Genomic DNA, 21750 nt, shown 5'->3' with positions numbered 1-21750 from the left:
GTAAGTAGATACTTAAAAAAATAAAATAAATATGTACTAACTAGATAGTTAGTACATATTTATTTTTATACGTTGTCTCGTTTTGTGTTTTATTTGTAGAATGATATCTTCAATAATGTCTTTCTCTGTTTTATAACCTGATATTGAAATACCTCGTTTTAACCCTGTATAGTAAGGCTGTAGTTTATACATATTGTCTTTAGTGTCTTCAAAAGCAATAACATGTAAAAACTCGTTTTGTTCATTCTGTCGTTTGTCAGTACGTTTATAGATAAATAACCGAATAGGTTTATTGTTATCTGTGTTAAAACGTTTTTCTTCTAAGAGTTTAATGTTGTTCTCAGAATCTTTAAAATAACTATTAGCAAACAATTTAGATTTCGCATAAACTTTTAAATCCACAACATTAATTTCTGCGTCAGTTAAAATGTTATAGCTTTTAAGTTTTGGTATTAGTTTATATTGGGCAGCATCATTTAAAAGCGTTTTATCTTTTAATGGATTAGAAATTACTTCTTTGTTCTTTTTTAACAACGCATAATATGTTGTAAGGCTTTCCCAATCCTTAGTTTCTAAGAGGCGTTGGTAGAATACATCTACATTTTTTTCATGCCTGTAAGGGAATAATAATTTCACGTAATTTTCTAATGACGACATGTTTTTAAAGCTATAAGAATACCGCTGTTTATTTCCTAAGCTGCGCTTTACTTGAATTTTAGCATCGTTAATAATTTGTTTCTTAAATTTTTTATAAACGTTTGGTTTTACAAGATTACTGTCTAGTGAATTTGCAAGTAATCTGTATATAGGCGCTTTATATTCTTCAATACTTGAAAAATTTAGTAATTCTGGAAACAACACTTTAACCGATTTTAAAGAATCGGTTGTTTTACTGTACGAAGAAAAATAAGGGGTTTTAGAACCTAGAGGTAAATCGTCATTTAGTAATTCCAAAACAAACATATATGATGCTTTATCTTTTCGTTGAAAAAAAGCATTAAGAATAATGTTTTGTATGGCGGGTTTTGAGTAAGATTGTAAATATAGCGTTTTGGCAAACTGGGTAACTTTTTCACTTTTATCGTTTGTTATAAGCTGGCGGATTAAATGGTTTTTAATTTGGGTTTTGTTTTCAGGAAAATCAAAATGTTGTAACAGGTTGATAACTTTATTGCTATGTTTTTTAGAAAATTCTAACTCATTGTAACCATTTAAAACAATGCTATCATCCGCTTTTAGTGCTTCAAAAAAAACATTGGTTTTGTCTTCAAAAATGTCTTTTCCAAGCAAGGTATCCATTGGTGTAAACGTGTCATAGAATTCCGTTAAGAATTTTGAAGGTTTGTTTATAGAGTCTGTAAGTGCTGCCAATTGATACAAAACCCCCTTTTTTTGAATGTACTTTAAGAGAATTTCTTTAGAGCTAAGGGAATCCCTAAGTTTATAAGTGTAGTAATTATAATCATTTTCACTGTAACGTTTTTTATCTACAGGTTTTAAATTTTTTGCATCAAATGATTTGGGTGCAAGTGCTAAGAAGCCAGGTTTTTTGTGTAATTGGTTCCAAAGACTATCTGTATTCTTAAACATTTTTAAATCGTGAAACTTAGTTCTTTTTATGGTAATTTGTTCATTGGCTTTGGTGGTATAAACGGTGTTTTTTATCGTTTCTTCATAAGCTTTTTTACGTTTAAAATTATCATAAAATTCATTGAATGCTAAAGGCGCTTTTACAGGAGAATTTGCCGTAAAAAATAGAGACGTGTCAGTAACTTTTTTAAAATCGTTGTAGTTAACTTTTTTAAATTTTAAAGATTGAAAATATGCAGTTGCTTCATCTTCTTTATTTCCATAATATCCCATTAAATAGTAACTGCCATCCTTTACTGTAGATTTTAACCAAAGTTTATCTTTTGATGTAGAATCTATAGTTATTGATGATAAAGCACTTTTATAAATACCGTTTTTTGCTATAATATTAATGCTGTCTTTTATGTTTAAGTTTTTGTAAAAACTAGTATGGATATATTTAGCTTCAAAAGTATCTTCTTCAATGTATTCTACATCATGTTGAGGCGATTCTTGGAAAAAGTAAAACGCATTATTTTTACCTAGAGCCTGTATTAATTTTTTACCTGTATGTTCTAGATTTGCGGTAATGTAATTATCAGGACACTCAAAAGTGTATTTCCCATAAGGTTCTTTAAACGTGGTCGTATTATAAGTTGTGGGTTTAAACTTTATTGAGTTAAAAATTTCAGATTCATGTAGTAAAACAAAGTCTTTTTTACCTCCAAACTTTATAACTATAATCTCTAAAGGCGTTTTGTATATATGGTATTTTTGATAGTCTCCTTTTTTCGTTTTATTCAAAATACTAATACCAGGATAGGGTGTTTTAAACTCTTTTTTTTCAATTATGGTTCCGGGAACATCTTCATAGAGTAGGTTTTTAATAAAGGCTAAATCTACTTTACTATCTTTACTTGGTAAATATTTAAAGGTATTTAAACGGTTTATAGTTAAGTATGCACCGTTAGTCATATCTGGGGCTACATAATATTTTATACCCTCTGTATTAAATTCTCTTAATTCATCAAAGCTCTTAATGCTTATAAAATCATCAGAAGTAGATTGTAGAGACAACTTAGGCGTTGTAAACTTTTGCTCTAGCTTATCTTTCTCAATCCTTGCGTAATTCGTTTGTTTAGATGTTAAAGGAGTAACAGTAAATCCTTTATCTCTTAGCATATTCAGCATGCCTTTATCTCCTCCTAAATGAGCTGCACCTACACCAGAAAATACTATTTTTTTGTGTATCAAGGAATCTAAAACATTTACCATATTTTCATTACGCTTAAATAACATATGTTCGCGGTAGTAATTGGTGTTTGTAGCGGCTCCTATAGAATCTAATAATTCAATATCTCGGTCGCGGTATACATCTTCTTGAAACATAAACATGTTTTTCTTCTCCATGAGTTTTATAAACCAGTCATCAGGCTTACGTTTATTCATGTTAAAGCTTGCTTTTGTGGTAAGGTAGCGTGATTCTCTAAAATCTTCCAGCCCTATTACTGGTTTGTTGTTCTTTTTGCCTGCTTGAAAAATAAACATATCCAAATACGTTTCTTCTTCAAAATCATCAACATAAGAATTTTTTCTATATAGGTGGCTGTTTATTAGGTAATTATCAAATCGTATCACACTACGCATTTGTGTGGGATCCAATGGCGATAACCTAAACAAGTTGGTGTAAAAATCATTTCCATACATAAAACTGTCAAAATCATAATTGAATCCGAAATCTTCATGCATAAACTTCAACCATTGTGTAGGGTCAGACTCTAAAGCAATACACTCACTTTTATTTAATGCTTCATAAAAAACATCATCTAATCTAAAGGCTACTTTACTACTTACATGCATAGTGCCATAGATGTACGATGAATGTTTTAGTCCGTTTCCAGAGATTTCCCAAAGTAGACTTTTTTCTTGCGACAAGGAGAAATTACAGATAAGTGAAACTAATAGAAGGAGCAGTATTTTTTTCATTTTAAAGCATTGAATTGTTAAATATAGAAATAAAAAGACTGTAAAGTAGTACAAATGAGTTAATAGATTTTTTCAATGAGCGAACGCGTAATTCATGAGGCTATTGTAAAATATGTGTCGTATTTTTGTTGAAAATAAATACTTTATGAGATTTTTAACAACACTAGTACTTCTATTTTTATTTACAACTTCAATTTTTTCGCAATCCCATAAGGTAGAGATCGAAAAAGAAGCGCAGGCCTACTATGACCTTATGACCAATATGAACATTGATGGGTTTTTGGACTACATGTATCCAAAAGTGTTTGATATGGTGCCGAAGGAACAAATGAAAACAGGAATGGAGCAAATGTTCAATTCGCCAGAAATGAAGATTGAATTTATTTCTAATGAAGTGAAAAGTGTTAGTGATCAAAAGGAAGTAGATGGTGTAAATTATGCTATGGTGTACTACAACAGCAAGATGCGAATGACGTTTTTAACCATAAAAGACAATTCTGAAGAGGAGCGAAAAGCATATTTAGATATGATGAAGACCAGTATGGCAAACCAATTTGGGGCTGAAAATGTAACAGTGGATGTGGCAACAACATCTGTAGTAGTTAATAACGACCCACAATATGATGGATGGAAGTTTTTAGGAAATGAAAAGAATATGGCTGCAATGGTAAACTCTATAATACCAGAAGCAGTTAGATCTAGACTTTCGGAAAAGGATTAAAGCAGTGTATGCTGTAAAACTGTAAAGCAAAAAGAAAAATGAAAGGCATTCTTTTAGTGAATTTAGGTTCTCCTGATAGCCCAGAACCTAAAGATGTAAAGAAATATTTAGGCGAATTTTTAATGGACGAGCGTGTAATAGATGTGCCTTTATGGGCAAGAACGTTACTTGTTAAAGGTATTATTTTGAATACACGACCAAAAGCTTCTGCAAAGGCCTATAAAAAAATATGGTGGGATGAAGGTTCTCCATTAATTGTACTTTCTGAAAAGCTTCAAGAAAAAGTACAAGAAAAATTAGAATATCCCGTAGCTCTAGCTATGAGATATGGAAGTATGACAATTAAAAAAGGGCTTCAAGAATTGGTAGATAAGGGTTGTACTGAAATAAAAACTGTACCACTTTATCCTCAATTTGCAATGGCCACTACTGAGACTATTGATGTAAAAGTTGATGAACTTGTTTCAGATTATTTTCCTCAAGTAACCATTACCAGAACACCTGCATTTTATGGACGTGAGGATTATATAAATGTACTTTCTAAAAGTATTGCCGAAAAGCTTGATGGGTTAGATTATGATCATATTTTGTTTAGCTATCATGGTGTGCCAGAGCGGCACATTCGAAAAAGCGATATTACCAACGGCAATTGTAAAATGGACGGTAAATGTTGTTTTAAGAAAGGAAGTAAACAGCATGAATTTTGCTACCGACACCAATGTGAAATTACTACAGTGAATGTTGCTAAAAAATTAAAGCTAAAAAATGGGACTTATTCTACAACATTTCAATCTAGATTAGGTTTTGATCCTTGGTTACAACCCTATACAGATCGTACTATAGAACGTATGGGAAAAGAAGGTGTAAAGAAAATGGCTATTGTAACTCCTGCCTTTGTTAGTGATTGTTTGGAGACCTTAGAAGAAATTGCCATGGAAGGTGAGGAAATATTCCATGAAGTTGGAGGAAAAGAATTTACGGTTATTCCTTGTTTGAATGATCGTGAGGATTTCGCTCAAGTTGTTGCTAACATAGCAAAGGATTGGGTGGCCGTTGAGAAGGCTACAACCGTGTAGTTATATAAAAACTAATAAGCAATGGCATATTTTTACCTAAAAGCATTTCATCTCATATTTGTAATTACGTGGTTTGCTGGCTTGTTTTATATTCCACGACTTTTTGTATATCAAATAGAAGCATTTCATAAACCTTCGCCTGAAAAAGAAATTTTGGGAAAGCAACTAAAACTTATGGCAAAGCGCCTGTGGTTTATCATCACTTGGCCATCAGCGGTTCTAGCGTTAATTTTTGGTTTAACCCTGTTTTACATCAACCCTACATTGTTTTACATGCCATGGATGCAAGTTAAATTGGGTTTTATAGTTTTGTTATTTGCGTATCACTTAAAAACGCATCAGTACTATAAACAATTACAAAGAGATGAGGTAAAAAAATCATCTAGCTATATGCGTATTTGGAATGAGGGGGCAACTTTCATCTTATTTGCAGTCATTTTTTTAGTCATCCTAAAAAGTGCTATTAATTGGATTTGGGGTGTTATAGGTATTGTTGTTCTAGGTATTTTAATTATGCTTGGTTTTAAGATGTATAAGAACATCCGAGAAAAAAATCCTGAAGCTTAGGCTTTATATTCGTTTTGTACTATCTCTAGCAATTAAGCTTGTTTTAACCACTTTAGTAATAAATGGTTTGTTTTGATCTTCATTTTCAATACGATCAATTAAAATATCTGTAGCGGTTTTACCAATAAATTTACCGTGTTGACTAATCGCAGAAATTGAAGGTGTTAAATGTTGCAGCATTTTTCCATTTGTAAAACACGCGATGGACATCTCTTCCGGAATTTTGTATTTCATGTGTTTTACAATACGTAATGCATTTATCGCAGCACTTTCTTCTAAACATAATAAACCATCAATAGTTTTATCGGCTAGTACAATTTTTAAAGCAGTATCAAAATCTTCAAATTTTCCTATTCTAATAATAAGCTTTTCTTCAATCGGAATATTAGATTTTTCTAATGCTTCCTTGTAACCTTTAACTCTAAGTTTTCCAACGCTTAAATTATCAATTACAGAAATTAGAGCTACACGTTTACATCCTGTTTTAATAAGATGTTCTGTGGCTTCAAAAGCGCTTTCCATGTCATTAACAATAACTTTATCACAAGCAATGGTGTCGGAAACCCTATCAAACATTACTATAGGTACACCTTCATTTATAGCGTTTTGTAAATGGGCGTACTGTTGTTTTACTTGAGTTTCTTCAGCTAACGAGATAATAATCCCATCAAGCGTATCGCTTTTCAGTAACTCCATAGTTTTAACTTCTTTTTCATAAGACTCGTTAGAAATACATGATATTAGGTGGTAACCATGCTCTGTAGCTTTAGTCTCAATGCCTACAAATACTTTAGCAAAAAAACTATTCATAATATTAGGGATAATTACTCCAATAGTTTTAGTCTTTTTGTGTAATAGACTAAGATCTATACTTTTAGATTTATAATTATTTTTCCTGGCATAGGCTACAATTTTTTCTTTAGTACTCGTACTTATTTCATAACTATCACTTAATGCTTTAGACACTGTGGCAATAGATACTCCAAAGGTGTTTGCGATATGTTTTAATGTAATACGTTTGGGCATGTAATAAGTTAAGATTTGATCTAATTAAGTAGTTTGAATAAAATATTAAAGTATAAGTTATTTAAACAACGAGTACAAAACTAAGAATTAATAACGGAAATTCTATTTAACCAAAGATTGGTAATTGTTATCAGTAAAATATTTAAGTGAAAACAAAAAATCCCGTAAACAGTAATGTTTCGGGATTTTTTTGTGGTACCTCCAGGAATCGAACCAGGGACACAAGGATTTTCAGTCCTTTGCTCTACCAACTGAGCTAAGGTACCTCGCCAAAGCGGTTGCAAATATAAATTCAATTTTATTATCCACCAAAATAAAAATAATAAAAAGTACGCTATTTTTTATCTTAACAATTATAAGTTTTTTAAGATTTAAGTAAATACGGTTTTGTAGTTTTACGTTTTTCTAAGAAGATGAATTTAATTATAGATGTTGGAAATACTTTTGTGAAACTTGCTGGTTTTGAAAAAGATAGATTGATTTTTAGAGAAGTTACAAAGCTTTCAGCAGTAGTTGGAGGAATAAGTAAACTAAAAGAAAAATATCCAACACTACAACAAGGTATTGTATCATCTGTTGGGAGGTTAAAAAAAAATCAAATAAATACAATCAGTAAAGGCTTTAATCTGTTAGAACTTACGCATAATACCAAAGTTCCTTTTAAAAATAATTATGATACTCCTAAAACACTTGGCATTGATAGAATTGCCTTAGTAAGTGCATCAGTGTACCATTATCCAGATAATAATGTGTTAATTATAGATGCAGGTACCTGTATAACTTATGATTTTATTACTAATAAAAACGAATATTTAGGAGGGGCAATTTCTCCTGGGATACGAATGCGCTACAAAGGGCTTAATAATTTAACAGCAAATTTACCGTTGTTAGAAACTAAATCGCCTGAAGATATAATAGGATCTTCAACTAATAGCTCAATACATTCAGGAGTTGTTAATGGTGTTGTAAATGAAATAGATGGGTTTATAAATGCCTATAAAGAAAAATATTCAGATTTAACAGTTATTTTAACAGGCGGAGATGCTAATTTTTTGTCAGAACAATTAAAAAGTAGCATATTTGCCAACTCAAATTTTCTGTTGGAAGGTCTAAATTATATTTTAGAATTTAATTCAAACTAATGATAAAAAAACTTTTAGTAGTTTTTGTTGCTGTTTTTACGCTCTCGTCTTATGCTCAAGAGGGTACGGCATCTCCGTATTCATTTTATGGAATAGGAAGCTTAAAATTTAAAGGCACTGTTGAAAATAGAAGTATGGGAGGAATTAGTATTTATACTGATAGTATCCACATGAATCTACGAAACCCAGCTTCATTTACAGGTCCAAATTTATTGATGTTTAATAATGAAAATAGACCAGTAAAATATACTGTTGGAGGTGGATACGCTTCTACGGATTTAAAAAGCAATTCTGGTACAGCAAATGTGTCTTCAACAACATTTGATTATTTTGCATTAAACTTTCCTGTTGGGAAATTTGGTGTAGGATTAGGGTTACTACCATACACTGCGGTAGGATATAGACTTGAAAGTGAGAATAGTGAAGGGCAAACAGCTAGCAGATTTAATGGAGAAGGAGGATTAAATAAAGCTTTTTTTGGAATTGGTTACAGTATTTTAGATAATTTAAGTATAGGTATTAACGCACAATACAATTTTGGAAACATCCAGAATAGTGCTATTGAATTTCGTTTTGATAACGATGGCGTACCTTTATTTTCACAATCTAGAGAAAATAATCGTTCTGATTTAAGTGGTTTGAATTTTGACTTTGGAATGTATTATAAATCAAAGCTTAATAAATCTTTAGAGTTAACTGCAGCATTTACATTTACGCCAGAAAGTAATATTACGTCTCAAAATGTAAGGTCGTTTTCAACAGTAAATATAGGTACAGCTGGGCAAGAAGTAGTGGTAAGCACTATAGATGTAGATTTAGAAACTCAGGGCTTATTAGAGACAGATTTAGTTTTACCTTCAAAATTTTCTATTGGAGCAGGTATAGGAGCTCCAAGAAAATGGTTTGTTGGTGCCGAATATGAGTCACAACAACTAAGCAACTTTAATAACCCATTTTACACATCTAGTGCTACAATTTATGACGATGGGTATCGTTACTCCGTTGGAGGGTTCTATATTCCAGAGTATAATGCGTTTTCTGGCTACTTTAAACGATTAGTTTATAGAGCAGGTTTTAGATTTGAAGATACAGGTTTGGTTATCTTTAATGGAGGTAATAAAGAACAGATTAAAGAGTTTGGCATATCTTTTGGAGTAGGTATACCAGTTGGAGATTTTGGTTCTAACGCAAATATAGGATTTGAGATTGGAAAAAGAGGTACCACCAACAATAACCTAATAGAAGAGAACTTTATAAATTTTCAGATTAGTTTATCTTTGAACGATAGATGGTTTCAAAAACGAAAATATGATTAACAGAGTAACAGGATTATCATGAAAACAAAAATTACATTTTTAACTTTTTTATTCGCTTTCTTAATTGTTGGAGTAAGCGGTGTGAATGGGCAAACACAAGAAGAGAATATGGCAAAATTGTCTATAATGACAGAGTATGCCAAAGCAAAGAATTATGAAGCGGCTTATCAACCTTTCAAAGAATTATGGGCTAATACTCCTCAATTTAATCGTGCTATATATGTTTATGGAGAGAAAATTTTAGATTATAAGATGGATAAGTCTTCTGGAGACGAGAAAGTAGGTTATCTTAATGACTTAATGAAACTATGGAAAGATAGAAGAACTCATTTTGCATCTAAAACTCCAGAAGGAGAATATGCTGCTAAGGCTTGTCAGCTAATGTTTGATAATAAATCTGTTTTAGGAAAAACAGATGAAGAATTATACGATTGTTTTGATGCCGCTTACAATGCAGATAAGAAAACATTTAAAAACCCTAAAAGTTTGTACACTTACTTTTACTTAATGGTAAAGTTGTATGATGCAGGAAAGAAACCAGCAAAAGACTTATTTAATAAATATGACGATGTAGTTGAAAAAATTGAAGAAGAGGTACAAATTGCTTCTCAAAAGTTAAATAAACTTGTAGAGAAAGAAGAAGCAGGTACGCCACTTACATCAAAAGATGGTAGATATAAAAAGTATTATGGACAAGTTTTAAATGCCTTTGGACAAATATCTGGTAGTGTTGATACACAATTAGGAGATCGTGCAAATTGTGCAAATTTAATTCCTCTATATACTAAAGATTTTGAAGCTAATTCTAATAACGCTGTTTGGTTAAAACGTGCAGTAAGTAGAATGTTTTACAAGGAATGTACAGATGATCCATTATATGAAAAGCTAGTAAAAGCTTATGATGAAACAGCACCATCAGCAGATACAAAATATTTCGTAGCTACCATTCTTCTTAAAAATGGAAAAACATCAGAGGCTGAAGGGTATTTAAAAGAAGCTTACGATTTAGAGTCTGACACATTCAAGAAAGCTAAATTAGCTAACAGAATTGGGTTAATATTAAAGAAAAAGGGAAGATATGGACAAGCAAGAGGTTATTTTAGAAATGCTTTAAAACTGAATCCATCAAACGGACGTCCTCACCTTTCTATTGCAGCCATGTATGCAGCAAGTGCTAAGAATTGTGGAACTACTAACTTTAATAAAAGAGCAGTATATTGGTATGCAGCTCAAGAAGCAAGAAAAGCGTCTCGTGTAGACCCTACTTTAAAGAAGGCTGCGTCGCAAAGTGCTGCAAATTACCAAGCTAAAGCACCTCAAAAATCTGAAATCTTTACAGAAGGTAATAGTGGTCAAGTAATTCAAATTGGTTGTTGGATTGGAGGTTCTGTAACAGTGCCAAGTATTTAATGCTAAATCACATATTAAAATATAAAAATTTAAACATAGTCATAGCATTAGTTATGACTATGTTTTTTTCATGTAATAACAATTTTAAGAAGATACAGAATATTGATGTTTCCGATAATGAACCAATTGGTGTTGCAGAAAATATTAACTTAACATATACGGACTCAGGTAAAGTTAAAGCAATTTTAAAGAGCCCAAAAATGTACGATTATAGCAATATGAAATTTGCATATAACGAATTTACAGATGGCGTTAATTTAGAATTGTTTGAAGATGGTAAAAAAAGTGTAGTAATATCAGATTATGCTATTATTTACAATAAAACCAATATGATCGATTTACAGGGAAATGTAAAGGTTACAACCCATAGTAATGACACACTTTTTGCAGAACAATTGTATTACGATCAAAATAAAGAATGGTTGTTTACCAATAAGCCTGTTACCTTTAGAACAGGACAAGACTTAATAAACGGTAATGGTTTTGATTCTAATTCAAAATTCACAAATGCTGAGGTTTTAGAAATTACAGGTCTTATTACGGTAGATGAATAATGTTTGAATCAGCGTATTCCAAATTGAAAACCGCTATTTTAAGTATCTTTGTATCATAATTATCAAAGTTTATGAAATACGCTAAGTTCTTCCAGTTTGTCTACTTAGTTTTTGCGGCATTATTTATTTATGATGCTATCTCCAAATACACAGCTAATGGCGAGATTGCTTATCCTTCAATTTTATTAGGGGTTACAGCAATTTTTATGTTCTTCTTTCGAAGAAAGTTTATGAAGAAATTTGAAAATAGAGACAAATAAATGACACTTTCCATTGTTGTTATTGTATTGTCTTTATTGCTTTCAGCATTCTTTTCAGGAATGGAAATTGCTTATGTGTCCTCAAATAAAATTCATATAGAAATTGAGAAAAAGCAAGAAGGTGTTCTTGCTACAGTTTTAAGACGATTAACAGCAAAACCATCAAAGTTTATTACTACTATGCTTATTGGAAACAATATAGCTTTAGTAATTTATGGGTTTTTTATGGGAGATGTTTTGGTTAAATGGTTTCAGTCAATGTTGCCAACCAGTTCAGCATTTGCTAATTATTTACTAACCGATTTAAGCTTGTTGTCGCAAACCATTATTTCAACATTTGTGATATTAATGACTGCAGAGTTTTTGCCAAAAGTGTTTTTTCAAATTTATGCCAACACACTTATAAAGGTTTTGGCAATACCGGCGTATATTTTTTATGTGCTGTTTACTTGGATTTCAAATTTTGTAATTTGGATATCAGATTTGGTTCTTAAATATTTTTTCAAAACAGAGGGTGACAATATTCAAATGGCATTTTCAAAGGTTGAACTAGGAAATTATATCAGTGAGCAAATGGAGTCTGTTGAAGCACATGATGAGGTAGATTCTGAAATTCAAATCTTTCAAAATGCATTAGAATTTTCAGAAGTAAAAGCAAGGGAGGTAATGGTGCCTAGAACAGAAATAATAGCTGTTGATATTAATGATACAGTAAAATCCTTAAACGGCTTATTTTCTGAAACAGGATGCTCTAAAATATTAGTGTACAAAGATTCTATAGATGATATTTTAGGTTATGTGCACTCTTTCGAGCTTTTTAAAAAGCCAAAAACTATAAAATCTATGTTATTGCCTGTAGAGTTTGTTCCGGGTACTGTTTTAGTCAGTGATGTGCTAAACATTTTAACAAAAAAGCGAAAAAGTATAGCCGTTGTTTTAGATGAGTATGGCGGTACTTCTGGTATTATGACAGTAGAAGATATTGTTGAAGAATTATTTGGGGAAATTGAAGACGAGCATGATACTGTAGTACTTGAAGAACAGAAAATTGATGAGGAGACATACCGTTTTTCAGCAAGAATGGAAGTAGATTATATAAATGAAACGTATAAAATTAATCTTCCAGAAGATGAAAATTACGAAACCCTAGGAGGGTTGATAGTAAATCATACCGAAGAAATTCCTCAAAAAGGCGAGATTATAGAAATTGATACTTTTAAATTCACAATATTAGAGGTTTCCAATACTAAAATAGATTTAGTAGAGGTAAAACTTATAAGTGAAGATTAAATGTTTACCGCATATTAGGTTGTAGTAGTAATTATTGCCTGTTTCTCCTTTTATTATTAGATAGAAAATGGTATTTTCGCGCACGATATTTTTATCAAATCTCAATATAAAAGCTATTCTGACACTTTGATATTTAAATTTTTATCAATTTTTTTATTAAATAGCTTAAAGATTAAAATTTATAAAGCACATGGCAGTTTTAAATAAAATTAGACAACGCTCATTATTTCTTATACTAATTATTGCATTAGCATTATTCTCTTTTGTATTAGCAGATTTATTTAGAAATAGCGATGCCCTTTCAGCGAGATCACAAAATACAGTGGCAACTATTAATGGGAAGGATATTAATCGAGAAGATTTCCTAAAAAAGGTAGAAAATACACAACGCCAAATGGGTCCAAATGCTACTAATACTCAGGTTATTAATCGTGTTTGGAATCAAGAAGTAAGAGAAGCTGTATTGTCATCACAATATGAGAAATTAGGTATTTCAATAGAGAAAGACCAAATGCGCGATTTATTAAAAACGGCATTAACTGGAAATCCTCAGTTTTCGAATGAAGCAGGATTGTTTGATGAAGGTAAGCTTAATGAATATATTGCTAATCTAAAAAACACATCAGAAGCACAATATCAAAGTTGGATAGATTATGAAAAAAGTGTAGCTTCTAATGCACTACAACAAAATTACTTCAACCTAGTAAAAGCAGGATTAGTTGGTACGCTTGCTGAAGGTAAGCTAGAACATCAATTAGAAGGTAATAAGGTAGATATGAAATTTGTACAAATACCTTACACCAAAGTTGCTGATAGTACAATCAAAGTAACTAAATCTGATATAGAAGCTTATATTAAAGACCATAAAAGCCAATATGAAGTTGAAGCTTCAAGAGATATTAAATTTGTTGAATTTAAAGAAGTAGCAACTGTAGCAGATGAAGATGCCATTCAAAAAGATCTAAAAACTTTTATAACGGGAAGAATTAAAGATAAGGATGGGAGAACTGATCCAATTGATGCATTTTCAACTATAGAAAATAATGAAGAATATATTAATTTAATAGCGGCATCTGATGTGAAATTTGATGACCGTTTTGTATTCAAATCAAGTTTACCAGCTAAAGTTTCCGATAGTATATATGGTCTAAGTAAGGGAGAGATTTACGGACCATATAGAGATGGAGAGTTTTTCAAGATAACTAAGCTTATTGAAACTAAGAATATTCCAGATTCTGCAAAAGTTAGACATATTTTAATTCCTTTCATTGGATCTCAAAGTTCTGGCGCGCCAGCTAAACAAACAGAACAAGAAGCAAAGGCAACTGCAGATAGTTTATTAGCTATTCTTAAAAGAAACAAATCTAAATTTCCAGAGTTTGTCAAGGAGTTTTCTTCAGACCAAGGAAGTGTAGCTAATGAAGGTCGCTACGATTGGCACGCTTACGGTACTATGGTTCCTGAATTTAACGATTTTGAATTTAATGGAAGAGTTGGAGATATTGATGTTGTAAAAACAATTTTCGGATTTCATATTGTAGAAATAGAAGGGTTAAAAGACAAAAAGAAAGCTGTTAAAGTAGGTACAATAGCTAGAAAGGTTGAGCCTTCAGAAGCAACAGTAAACGCAATTTTTAGAGATGCATCAAACTTTGAAATAAAAGCGAAAGAAGGCGATTTTGAGGAAATAGCTAAATCTAAAAATTATACAGTGCGTCCTGTAAACGGTATGAAAGCGTTAGACGAAAATATTCCAGGAATAGGAAATCAAAGACCAATTGTACGTTGGGCGTTTGAGGAAGAGGTTAAAGAAGGAGATATAAAGCGTTTTACCGTTTCCGGTGGGTATGTTATAGCACAATTAGTAGCAAAGCATGAAGAAGGTTTAATGATTGTAGAAGATGCCTCAGCGACTGTACTACCTAAAATAAGAAAAGAACGTAAGGCTGAAATAATAAAACAACGCGTAACAGCTACAGCATTAGAGGATGTAGCAACTGCAGAAAGTACTTCAGTTAGAACAGCATTAGCAGTAAATATGAAGAACCCTACAATTTCTGGAGCTGGTAGAGAGCCCCTAGTAGTAGGTACTGCATTTGCTCTAGAAGAAGGAGAAACTTCAGCATTAGTTGCTGGAGAAAGAGGTGTGTATATGGTACAAGTAACCAAAAAGACACCAGCAGTAGAATTAGATAATTATCAGTCGTTTGCAAATAGAGTAGAAACTCAAAAATCAAGTGTTGTAAACTCTAAATTATACAATGCACTTAAAGATGCTGCAGATATTGAAGATAACCGAGTTGAACTTCAAATTCAATAAAATACAACTCAAACTAACTTAAACAACTATAACTAAAAAGCCTCATTAATTTTTAATGAGGCTTTTTTATTTTAGAATCATCTCTTTATATGGTACTACTGTATTATAACCTCTATCTGTGAAGTATCTTGTTGGATTGGTTTCACAACAGGCTAAAATAAAATCGCCTCCCCAAGCACCAAGACTTTTTATTGCCCCATCAAAATCATTAAAATATTTAGATGCGATAGTAGATTGATTGATAGTTTTAGAAATAATCTCTTCGTGGTTAATTATTAGTTTTTGGAATTCCATGATACTATCACAAGAAATTAACGCCTCGGTAATGGTATTTATTTCTGAAATAGTCAATTTTAAATTTTGATCTAAAGCTTTGTAATGCGTAATACCATCACGGCTATTTTGTTTCTTGTTGAGATATACAAAATAAAGATGATCTTTAAAAGGAGGGTTGAAATTAACCGGTAAAACCATTCTATTAGTGTCCTGATGTTGTTTTAGAGTATCATCATTTAATAGTTGATATGTAATCGCAGTATTGTGTTGTGCGCAAGCAATGTCGTACCCACTACCCCCAAATGTTAGTTTTAAGAGTTCATACGGGTTTATATTTGCCCATTCAGCAATGTTATTTATGAGTGTTGATGAAGTGCCAAGTCCCCAATTTTTTGGAAAATCTAAATAGGTTTCAATTGAAAAACCTGTATTAGTATCAAGAAAATTTGGGCTTAGTTGTTGAGCTGCATTTAAAATTTGTAATAGCCTTAAATTTGGCGTATTAGTTTCAGTTTTGTTTGATTTTAAATCAATTAAATGAAATTTATCTTCAAACCACACCTTGTTTTTTTCATCAAAGCTCTTCCAGTGAATATGTTTAGAATCAATAGGCTTAACATTAAGTGATTGGCCATATTTAGTAGGAATAGCAAGGGAAATAGCACCATCAAGCACTACATATTCTCCTGTTAGTAATAATTTGCCGTTGCTTTTAAATGTTTTCAATACAATAAATTAAGCTATTAATTACGTAGGTTTTCCAAGGTTTGTACTACAGCATTATGAGTTACCGTTTTTGTTTTAAAAAGCGCCACTATTTTTTGTTTCTCAGTGTCAGTAGCCTCAAATTGGTTTAAGATATTCATAAGATGCATTTTCATGTGGCCTTGTTGAATACCAGTTGTAGTGAGCGAACGTAATGCCGCAAAGTTTTGTGCTAAGCCTGCAACAGCCACAATTTGCATCAATTCTTTTGCAGAAGGTTTATCTAATAATTCTAAAGCTAATTTTACTAATGGATGTAAACCAGTTAATCCGCCAACAGTACCTAAAGCTAATGGTATTTCCATCCAAAATGTAAATATACCGTCCTTAACTTCAGCATGGGATAAACTACTATATGAACCGTTTCGAGATGCAAAAGCATGTACACCAGCTTCAACAGCTCTAAAATCGTTACCTGTAGCTAAAATAACAGCATCAATACCATTCATTATACCTTTATTATGGGTTACGGCACGGTACGGCTCCACTTCTGCAATCTTAACAGCCTCAACAAATTTATTGGCAAAAGATGCTCCAGAAACACCATTATTTTCAGATAACTGTTCTACAGGGCAACTAACCTCTGCTCTAACCAAACAATCAGGAACATAATTAGATAAAATGCTCATCACAATATCAATGTACTTTTCGTCCTCAGAAAATCCATCAAAATACAACGCTTCATTTTTAAACGTTTTGGCAAACTGCTCTAAACATGAATTGATAAAGTTTGCACCCATGGCATTTAAAGTTTCAAAAGAAACATGCAATTGGTAATACCCTTCTATATCCTGTGTTTTGTTTCGTAATTCTATATCCAAAATACCTCCACCACGTTTTTCCATATTCGCAGTAATGTGTTTTGAATCTTCTATTAATTTCGGTTTTACCTGAGTAAAGTACGAAACTAAATGTTCAAACTTCCCACCAAATTTAAAATGAACTTGGCCTATTTTTTTTGTAGAAATTACTTTAGTTTTAAACCCTCCTCTATCTAACCAAAATTTGGCGGCTTTACTTGCTGCTGCCACAACAGAACTTTCCTCAATAGCCATGGGAATGGTATATGCTTTCCCGTTGATTAAAAAATTTGGAGCTACTCCTAAGGGCAAGTAGTAGTTGGTAATGGTGTTTTCAATAAACTCATCATGAAGCTGTTGCAGTTTTTTGTCAGCATTCCAATATTGTGTTAAAATTTGTTTTGCCTTATCATTTTTGGATAAATAAGTATTAACTATCCAATCAATTTTTTCAGATTTTGAGAGTTTAGAAAAACCAGAAATCGTTTCGCTCATAGTGGCATGCATTTAAAGTGCAAAGATACTACTCTTGATGCGAAAATTGAGCAAGTATGCAAACAGCACGATTTACTGTTAATAATTATGGTAAATTACATAATTTTTAGTAAACTTGATATCGCTTTATAAAATAGATGGTTTTTTAGACTAAATGTCTATAATTTGTAATTTTAATTTGAATAAACAGACTGAAATGGAAGTTAAAGAACTATCAAAAAGATAGCAAAATGCGTATGAAATATTTAAAATTCTCCCTTGGTGTTTCTCTGTTTCTCTCACTCTCATTAATAGCACAAACCAAAGAAATTACTTTAGAAGATATTTGGAGTGGTGGATTTAGAACGGAAAGCATAGATGTTTTACATTCTATGAAAAACGGACAGCAATATTCGGTTTTTAACTTCGACAGAGCTGCAAGAACCACTTCGGTAGATATTTATGACTACAAAACGCTAAAAAAAGTGCAAACCTTAGTGTCTTCATCTGATATTCCAGAGCTTAATTATTTTACAGATTATACCTTTAGTGAAGACGAACAAAAGGTACTACTGGCAACAGAAAGTGAGAAAATTTATAGAAGATCATCTCTAGCATATTATTATGTATATAACGTAAGTACTAAAAGTATTGCTAAAGTATCAGATGAAAAAATACAAGAGCCAACGTTTTCTCCTGATGGCACAAAACTGGCTTATGGTTTTAATAACAATCTGTATATCCTAGATTTAATTTCAGAAGAGACGAAACAAATTACTTTCGATGGAGAAAAAAATAAGATTATTAATGGCATTGCAGATTGGGTTTATGAAGAGGAATTTTCAATAGTACGTGCTTTTAGTTGGAATAAAAACAGTAATAAAATTGCATTTATACGTTTTGATGAAACTGATGTACCTGAATTTTCTATGGATATTTACGGAAAAGGGTTGTATCAAACCCAGCAAGTATTTAAATATCCAAAAGCAGGTGAGAAGAATTCTGATGTATCCCTACATCTCTATGATGTTAGTAAAGAAACATTGTCTAACATAAAAGTTGATAAAACATATACTGATTTTTACATTCCTAGAATTGAATGGACTAATGATGCTGATGTACTAAGTGCTCAATTTATGAATCGTCAACAGAATGAATTAGACTTGTGGTTTATTAATACTAAAGAAAACACATCAAAAATAATACTTGCTGAAAAGGATAAGGCTTATATTGATATTACTGACAACCTAACATTTTTAGGTAATAATAGCTTTATTTGGACTAGTGAGAAGGATGGATATAATCATATATACCATTATGATAAAGATGGCAGTTTAATTAACCAAGTTACCAAAGGAAATTGGGAGATTACTAATTATTATGGATATGATGAGAGTAACAAAAGTATTTTTTATCAATCCACCGAAAACGGGTCTATTAATCGAGATGTATATAGCGTTAAATTAAATGGACGTAATAAAAAACGATTAACTAAAACAAATGGGACAAATAGTGCTGCTTTTAGTGCAGATTTCTCATATTTTATAAATACATTTTCAAGTGCTACAACCCCACCAGAGTATACTTTAAATAGTGCTTCATCAGGTAATCTTATCAAGAGTATAAAGGACAATGATAAGCTAGCTCAAAAACTATCAGATTTTAAAACATCAAAAAAAGAATTTAGTACCATACATGTAAACGGTAACGATTTAAACATGTGGATGCTTAAACCAGCAAATTTTGATGCTTCAAAAGCATACCCTCTTTTCATGACACAATATTCGGGTCCGGGTTCACAATCGGTTTCCAATAGTTGGAACAGTACAAATGATTATTGGTTTCAAATGCTAGCGCAGCAAGGATACGTTGTGGTTTGTGTAGACGGAAGAGGTACTGGTTTTAAAGGTGCAGCCTTTAAAAAAGTAACACAAAACGATTTGGGTAAATATGAAGTTGAAGACCAAATTCAGGCAGCACAACAATTAGGCGAATTATCATATATTGATGCATCCAGAATAGGTATTTGGGGTTGGAGTTACGGTGGGTTTATGAGTAGCAATTGCTTATTTAAGGGAAATGATGTATTTAAAATGGCTATTGCAGTAGCACCAGTAACCAGTTGGCGTTTTTATGATACAATTTATACTGAGCGTTATTTGGGGACTCCTCAAAATAACCCGAGTGGATATGATGACAATTCTCCAATTAATCATGTTAATAAACTTAAAGGCAAATTTTTATTGGTGCATGGTACTGCAGATGATAATGTACATGCTCAAAACACTATGCGATTAGTAGAAGCATTAGTACAAGCAAATAAACAATTTGATTGGGCGATGTACCCAGATAAAAATCATGGTATTTACGGCGGAAATACACGATTGCATTTGTATAAAAAAATGACAAATTTTATTAATGAAACCCTTGGGGATAAAATTGATGAACCTGAAAAAGTTGAAGAGGTAAAATCAAAAATTAAGGGATGATTTTCAAATTTTATTTTTCTTAGAACTCTAAAATAGATATTTATGGATTTTGTATTAGGATTAATTATTGTAGGATGGCTTTTTTGTTTAATCTGGATACCTCTTGTAATTAAAGCAAATTGGAAAATTCATCCTAGGGCACTATTTGTCTGCTTTTTTGCTGAAATGTGGGAGCGTTTTTCCTACTATGGAATGCGAGCATTGTTAACGCTTTATATGGTAAAGGTTGTGTTTCAGCAAATTTCCAGTGGTGAAGCAGATGTAAAATCTCTGGCTATTTATGGATCATATACTGCGTCAATATATCTTGGACCAATAATTGGAGGGATAATGGCTGATAAGTATTTAGGATTTAGAAAAGCTATTTTGCTTGGAGGTATTCTTATAAGTATTGGGCATATAGTATTAGCGGCTCAAGGTATTGTTGCTGAAACCAATGAATTATTCTTTTTTGTCGCTTTATCATTCATTGTAGTAGGTACTGGCTATTTTAAACCAAATATATCAAGTTTTTTAGGTAAATTCTATGACCAAGATGATTCTAGAAAAGATTCTGCATATAATATTTTTTATATGGGTATAAATGTAGGTGCTTTTCTTTCAGCATTAACATGTGGTTATCTAGGAGAAGAGGTTGGTTGGCATTGGGGGTTTGGACTAGCAGGAATAGGGATGTTATTAGGATTATTTGTGTTTTGGAAGAATTTAAAGCATTTTGGAAAAGAAGGGCTTGTTCCTCAAAAGAAATATGACGACGAAAGTGTATTTGCAGGTTTTAGCTTAAATAAATTGATTATACTTTTAAGTTTTATAGCAGTGCCATTGTGGGCTTTGCTGTTTAGCTATGATGTGGTTTTTAAATTTGGTTTAACAGGAATTACTATAGCGGTATTGGCTTATTTAATCTATTTGAGTACCAAATATGAAAATGGATCACGCTTATTAGTAGTTTTAATACTCTTCTTATTTCATGCTATGTTTTGGGCTTTATTCGAACAAGCAGGAGGATCCCTTACTTTAATCACAGATAGGTTTGTTGATCGTTCTATTGGCAACTCTGAAATACCAGCTTCTCAATTTCAGGCACTCAATGCATTTTTTATCATTGTGTTTGCTCCAGTTTTTTCATGGTTATGGATGAAGTTAAACAAACTCAAAAAAGAACCTAGTACACCACTGAAATTTGTATACTCACTGGTATTACTTGCCATTGGATTTTTGGTAATTGTTATGGGAGCTACCTCAGCAATTGCTTCAGGTCAAAAAATTATAATTTGGGCTATTGTTTTCATGTACTTATTTCACACTCTGGGAGAGTTATGTTTATCACCAGTAGGGTTGTCTATGGTTACTAAACTCTCTCCAGGAGATATTGTTGGTTTTTCCATGGGGGCCTGGTTTCTATCTTATTCCGTAGGAAATAAAATGGCAACAGAAATTGGTAAACTTATTAGTGTTGGTAATATAGGCGAGAGTTCTTCAATGGAAGCACAAATTCAACCTTATATTGATGTTTATTTAAATTGGGGTGTATATGTAGTTTTAGGATGTGCTTTAGGACTTTTGTGTTTGGTACCAGTACTAAAAAAATTAATGAAAGGTATAAGATAGTTTTATCTTTTTACGAGATTATTCGTGAATGTTAATTTGATCGATTACATTCATATTGTTTTTTAGTTTCATCGAAAAAACCGTTAAAAAACAATCAA

At 31.9% G+C, this 21750-nt stretch carries 15 protein-coding genes and 1 tRNA gene; 11 read left to right on the top strand and 5 right to left on the bottom strand.

What is annotated here, in order from left to right; translation table 11 throughout:
- Positions 1-48: 48 nt before the first annotated feature.
- The gene (locus tag EYD46_RS14270) at positions 49-3555 is read right to left on the bottom strand and encodes a TraB/GumN family protein (protein WP_130937847.1); all 3507 of its coding nucleotides are present in this window, start codon (positions 3553-3555) and stop codon (positions 49-51) included.
- Positions 3556-3700: 145 nt separating this feature from the next.
- Here EYD46_RS14270 and EYD46_RS14265 point away from each other — a divergent pair, with 145 nt between their 5' ends.
- From EYD46_RS14265 to EYD46_RS14255, 3 genes are read left to right on the top strand one after another with little or no spacing between them, the layout of a single operon-like run.
- Positions 3701-4276, top strand: coding sequence for a hypothetical protein (locus EYD46_RS14265; RefSeq protein ID WP_130937846.1), 576 nt, complete (start codon positions 3701-3703; stop codon positions 4274-4276).
- A 38-nt stretch (positions 4277-4314) separates the two neighbouring features.
- Positions 4315-5352 (top strand): ferrochelatase, encoded by a 1038-nt coding sequence (gene hemH, locus EYD46_RS14260; RefSeq protein WP_130937845.1) that lies wholly within the window; start codon positions 4315-4317, stop codon positions 5350-5352.
- A gap of 21 nt (positions 5353-5373) precedes the next feature.
- On the top strand, positions 5374-5919 hold the full coding sequence (locus EYD46_RS14255) for a CopD family protein (RefSeq protein WP_130937844.1): 546 nt from the start codon (positions 5374-5376) through the stop codon (positions 5917-5919).
- A gap of 3 nt (positions 5920-5922) precedes the next feature.
- On the opposite strand, the gene EYD46_RS14250 is transcribed toward EYD46_RS14255, so the two are convergent.
- Positions 5923-6945 carry a LacI family DNA-binding transcriptional regulator gene (locus tag EYD46_RS14250; protein ID WP_130937843.1) on the bottom strand — a complete coding sequence of 341 codons (1023 nt, stop codon included), beginning with the start codon at positions 6943-6945 and terminating at the stop codon, positions 5923-5925.
- A 193-nt stretch (positions 6946-7138) separates the two neighbouring features.
- Positions 7139-7211: transfer RNA gene (locus EYD46_RS14245), tRNA-Phe, on the bottom strand.
- 147 nt (positions 7212-7358) lie between these two features.
- Between EYD46_RS14245 and EYD46_RS14240 the strand changes: the two genes are divergently transcribed.
- The 6 genes from EYD46_RS14240 to EYD46_RS14210 all read left to right on the top strand — a co-directional run bounded on the left by EYD46_RS14240 (position 7359) and on the right by EYD46_RS14210 (position 15237).
- Complete coding sequence (locus EYD46_RS14240) at positions 7359-8087, top strand: type III pantothenate kinase (protein WP_130937842.1); 729 nt, start codon at positions 7359-7361, stop codon at positions 8085-8087.
- On the top strand, positions 8087-9403 hold the full coding sequence (locus EYD46_RS14235) for a porin family protein (RefSeq protein WP_130937841.1): 1317 nt from the start codon (positions 8087-8089) through the stop codon (positions 9401-9403). Before EYD46_RS14240 ends, EYD46_RS14235 begins: the two co-directional genes overlap by 1 nt.
- An 18-nt stretch (positions 9404-9421) precedes the next feature.
- Positions 9422-10813, top strand: coding sequence for a tetratricopeptide repeat protein (locus EYD46_RS14230; protein WP_130937840.1), 1392 nt, complete (start codon positions 9422-9424; stop codon positions 10811-10813).
- Positions 10813-11367 carry an LPS export ABC transporter periplasmic protein LptC gene (lptC, locus tag EYD46_RS14225; protein WP_130937839.1) on the top strand — a complete coding sequence of 185 codons (555 nt, stop codon included), beginning with the start codon at positions 10813-10815 and terminating at the stop codon, positions 11365-11367. The genes EYD46_RS14230 and lptC overlap by 1 nt, the downstream gene beginning before the upstream one ends.
- Positions 11368-11627: 260 nt before the next feature.
- On the top strand, positions 11628-12917 hold the full coding sequence (locus EYD46_RS14215) for a hemolysin family protein (protein WP_130937837.1): 1290 nt from the start codon (positions 11628-11630) through the stop codon (positions 12915-12917).
- A 190-nt stretch (positions 12918-13107) separates the two neighbouring features.
- A complete protein-coding gene (locus EYD46_RS14210; protein WP_130937836.1) occupies positions 13108-15237 on the top strand; it encodes a peptidylprolyl isomerase in 2130 nt (709 codons plus the stop codon).
- A gap of 66 nt (positions 15238-15303) precedes the next feature.
- Here EYD46_RS14210 and EYD46_RS14205 read toward each other — a convergent pair whose 3' ends face one another.
- Entirely contained in the window at positions 15304-16239 is a 936-nt protein-coding gene (locus tag EYD46_RS14205; protein WP_130937835.1) for a GYDIA family GHMP kinase, read from the bottom strand.
- A gap of 17 nt (positions 16240-16256) precedes the next feature.
- Positions 16257-17573 carry a hydroxymethylglutaryl-CoA reductase, degradative gene (locus EYD46_RS14200; protein WP_130937834.1) on the bottom strand — a complete coding sequence of 439 codons (1317 nt, stop codon included), beginning with the start codon at positions 17571-17573 and terminating at the stop codon, positions 16257-16259.
- A 236-nt stretch (positions 17574-17809) separates the two neighbouring features.
- On the opposite strand from EYD46_RS14200, the gene EYD46_RS14195 reads away from it, so the two are divergent.
- Together EYD46_RS14195 and EYD46_RS14190 are read left to right on the top strand one after the other, a co-directional pair.
- Positions 17810-20041, top strand: coding sequence for a S9 family peptidase (locus tag EYD46_RS14195; protein WP_130937833.1), 2232 nt, complete (start codon positions 17810-17812; stop codon positions 20039-20041).
- Between the two features lie 42 nt (positions 20042-20083).
- On the top strand, positions 20084-21652 hold the full coding sequence (locus EYD46_RS14190; protein ID WP_130937832.1) for a peptide MFS transporter: 1569 nt from the start codon (positions 20084-20086) through the stop codon (positions 21650-21652).
- The last annotated feature ends 98 nt before the right edge of the window (positions 21653-21750 follow it).

Source organism: Hyunsoonleella pacifica (assembly GCF_004310335.1).
Classification (GTDB): domain Bacteria; phylum Bacteroidota; class Bacteroidia; order Flavobacteriales; family Flavobacteriaceae; genus Jejuia; species Jejuia pacifica.
The sequence above is the reverse complement of the archived record's forward strand: the minus strand, read 5'-3'. Positions and strand labels throughout refer to the sequence as shown.

Coding starts and splice junctions, on each gene's coding strand:
- EYD46_RS14270 (WP_130937847.1), bottom strand. CDS start 3,555: ATGAAAAAAATACTGCTCCTTCTATTAGTTTCACTTATCTGTAATTTC.
- EYD46_RS14265 (WP_130937846.1), top strand. CDS start 3,701: ATGAGATTTTTAACAACACTAGTACTTCTATTTTTATTTACAACTTCA.
- hemH (WP_130937845.1), top strand. CDS start 4,315: ATGAAAGGCATTCTTTTAGTGAATTTAGGTTCTCCTGATAGCCCAGAA.
- EYD46_RS14255 (WP_130937844.1), top strand. CDS start 5,374: ATGGCATATTTTTACCTAAAAGCATTTCATCTCATATTTGTAATTACG.
- EYD46_RS14250 (WP_130937843.1), bottom strand. CDS start 6,945: ATGCCCAAACGTATTACATTAAAACATATCGCAAACACCTTTGGAGTA.
- EYD46_RS14240 (WP_130937842.1), top strand. CDS start 7,359: ATGAATTTAATTATAGATGTTGGAAATACTTTTGTGAAACTTGCTGGT.
- EYD46_RS14235 (WP_130937841.1), top strand. CDS start 8,087: ATGATAAAAAAACTTTTAGTAGTTTTTGTTGCTGTTTTTACGCTCTCG.
- EYD46_RS14230 (WP_130937840.1), top strand. CDS start 9,422: ATGAAAACAAAAATTACATTTTTAACTTTTTTATTCGCTTTCTTAATT.
- lptC (WP_130937839.1), top strand. CDS start 10,813: ATGCTAAATCACATATTAAAATATAAAAATTTAAACATAGTCATAGCA.
- EYD46_RS14215 (WP_130937837.1), top strand. CDS start 11,628: ATGACACTTTCCATTGTTGTTATTGTATTGTCTTTATTGCTTTCAGCA.
- EYD46_RS14210 (WP_130937836.1), top strand. CDS start 13,108: ATGGCAGTTTTAAATAAAATTAGACAACGCTCATTATTTCTTATACTA.
- EYD46_RS14200 (WP_130937834.1), bottom strand. CDS start 17,573: ATGAGCGAAACGATTTCTGGTTTTTCTAAACTCTCAAAATCTGAAAAA.
- EYD46_RS14195 (WP_130937833.1), top strand. CDS start 17,810: ATGAAATATTTAAAATTCTCCCTTGGTGTTTCTCTGTTTCTCTCACTC.
- EYD46_RS14190 (WP_130937832.1), top strand. CDS start 20,084: ATGGATTTTGTATTAGGATTAATTATTGTAGGATGGCTTTTTTGTTTA.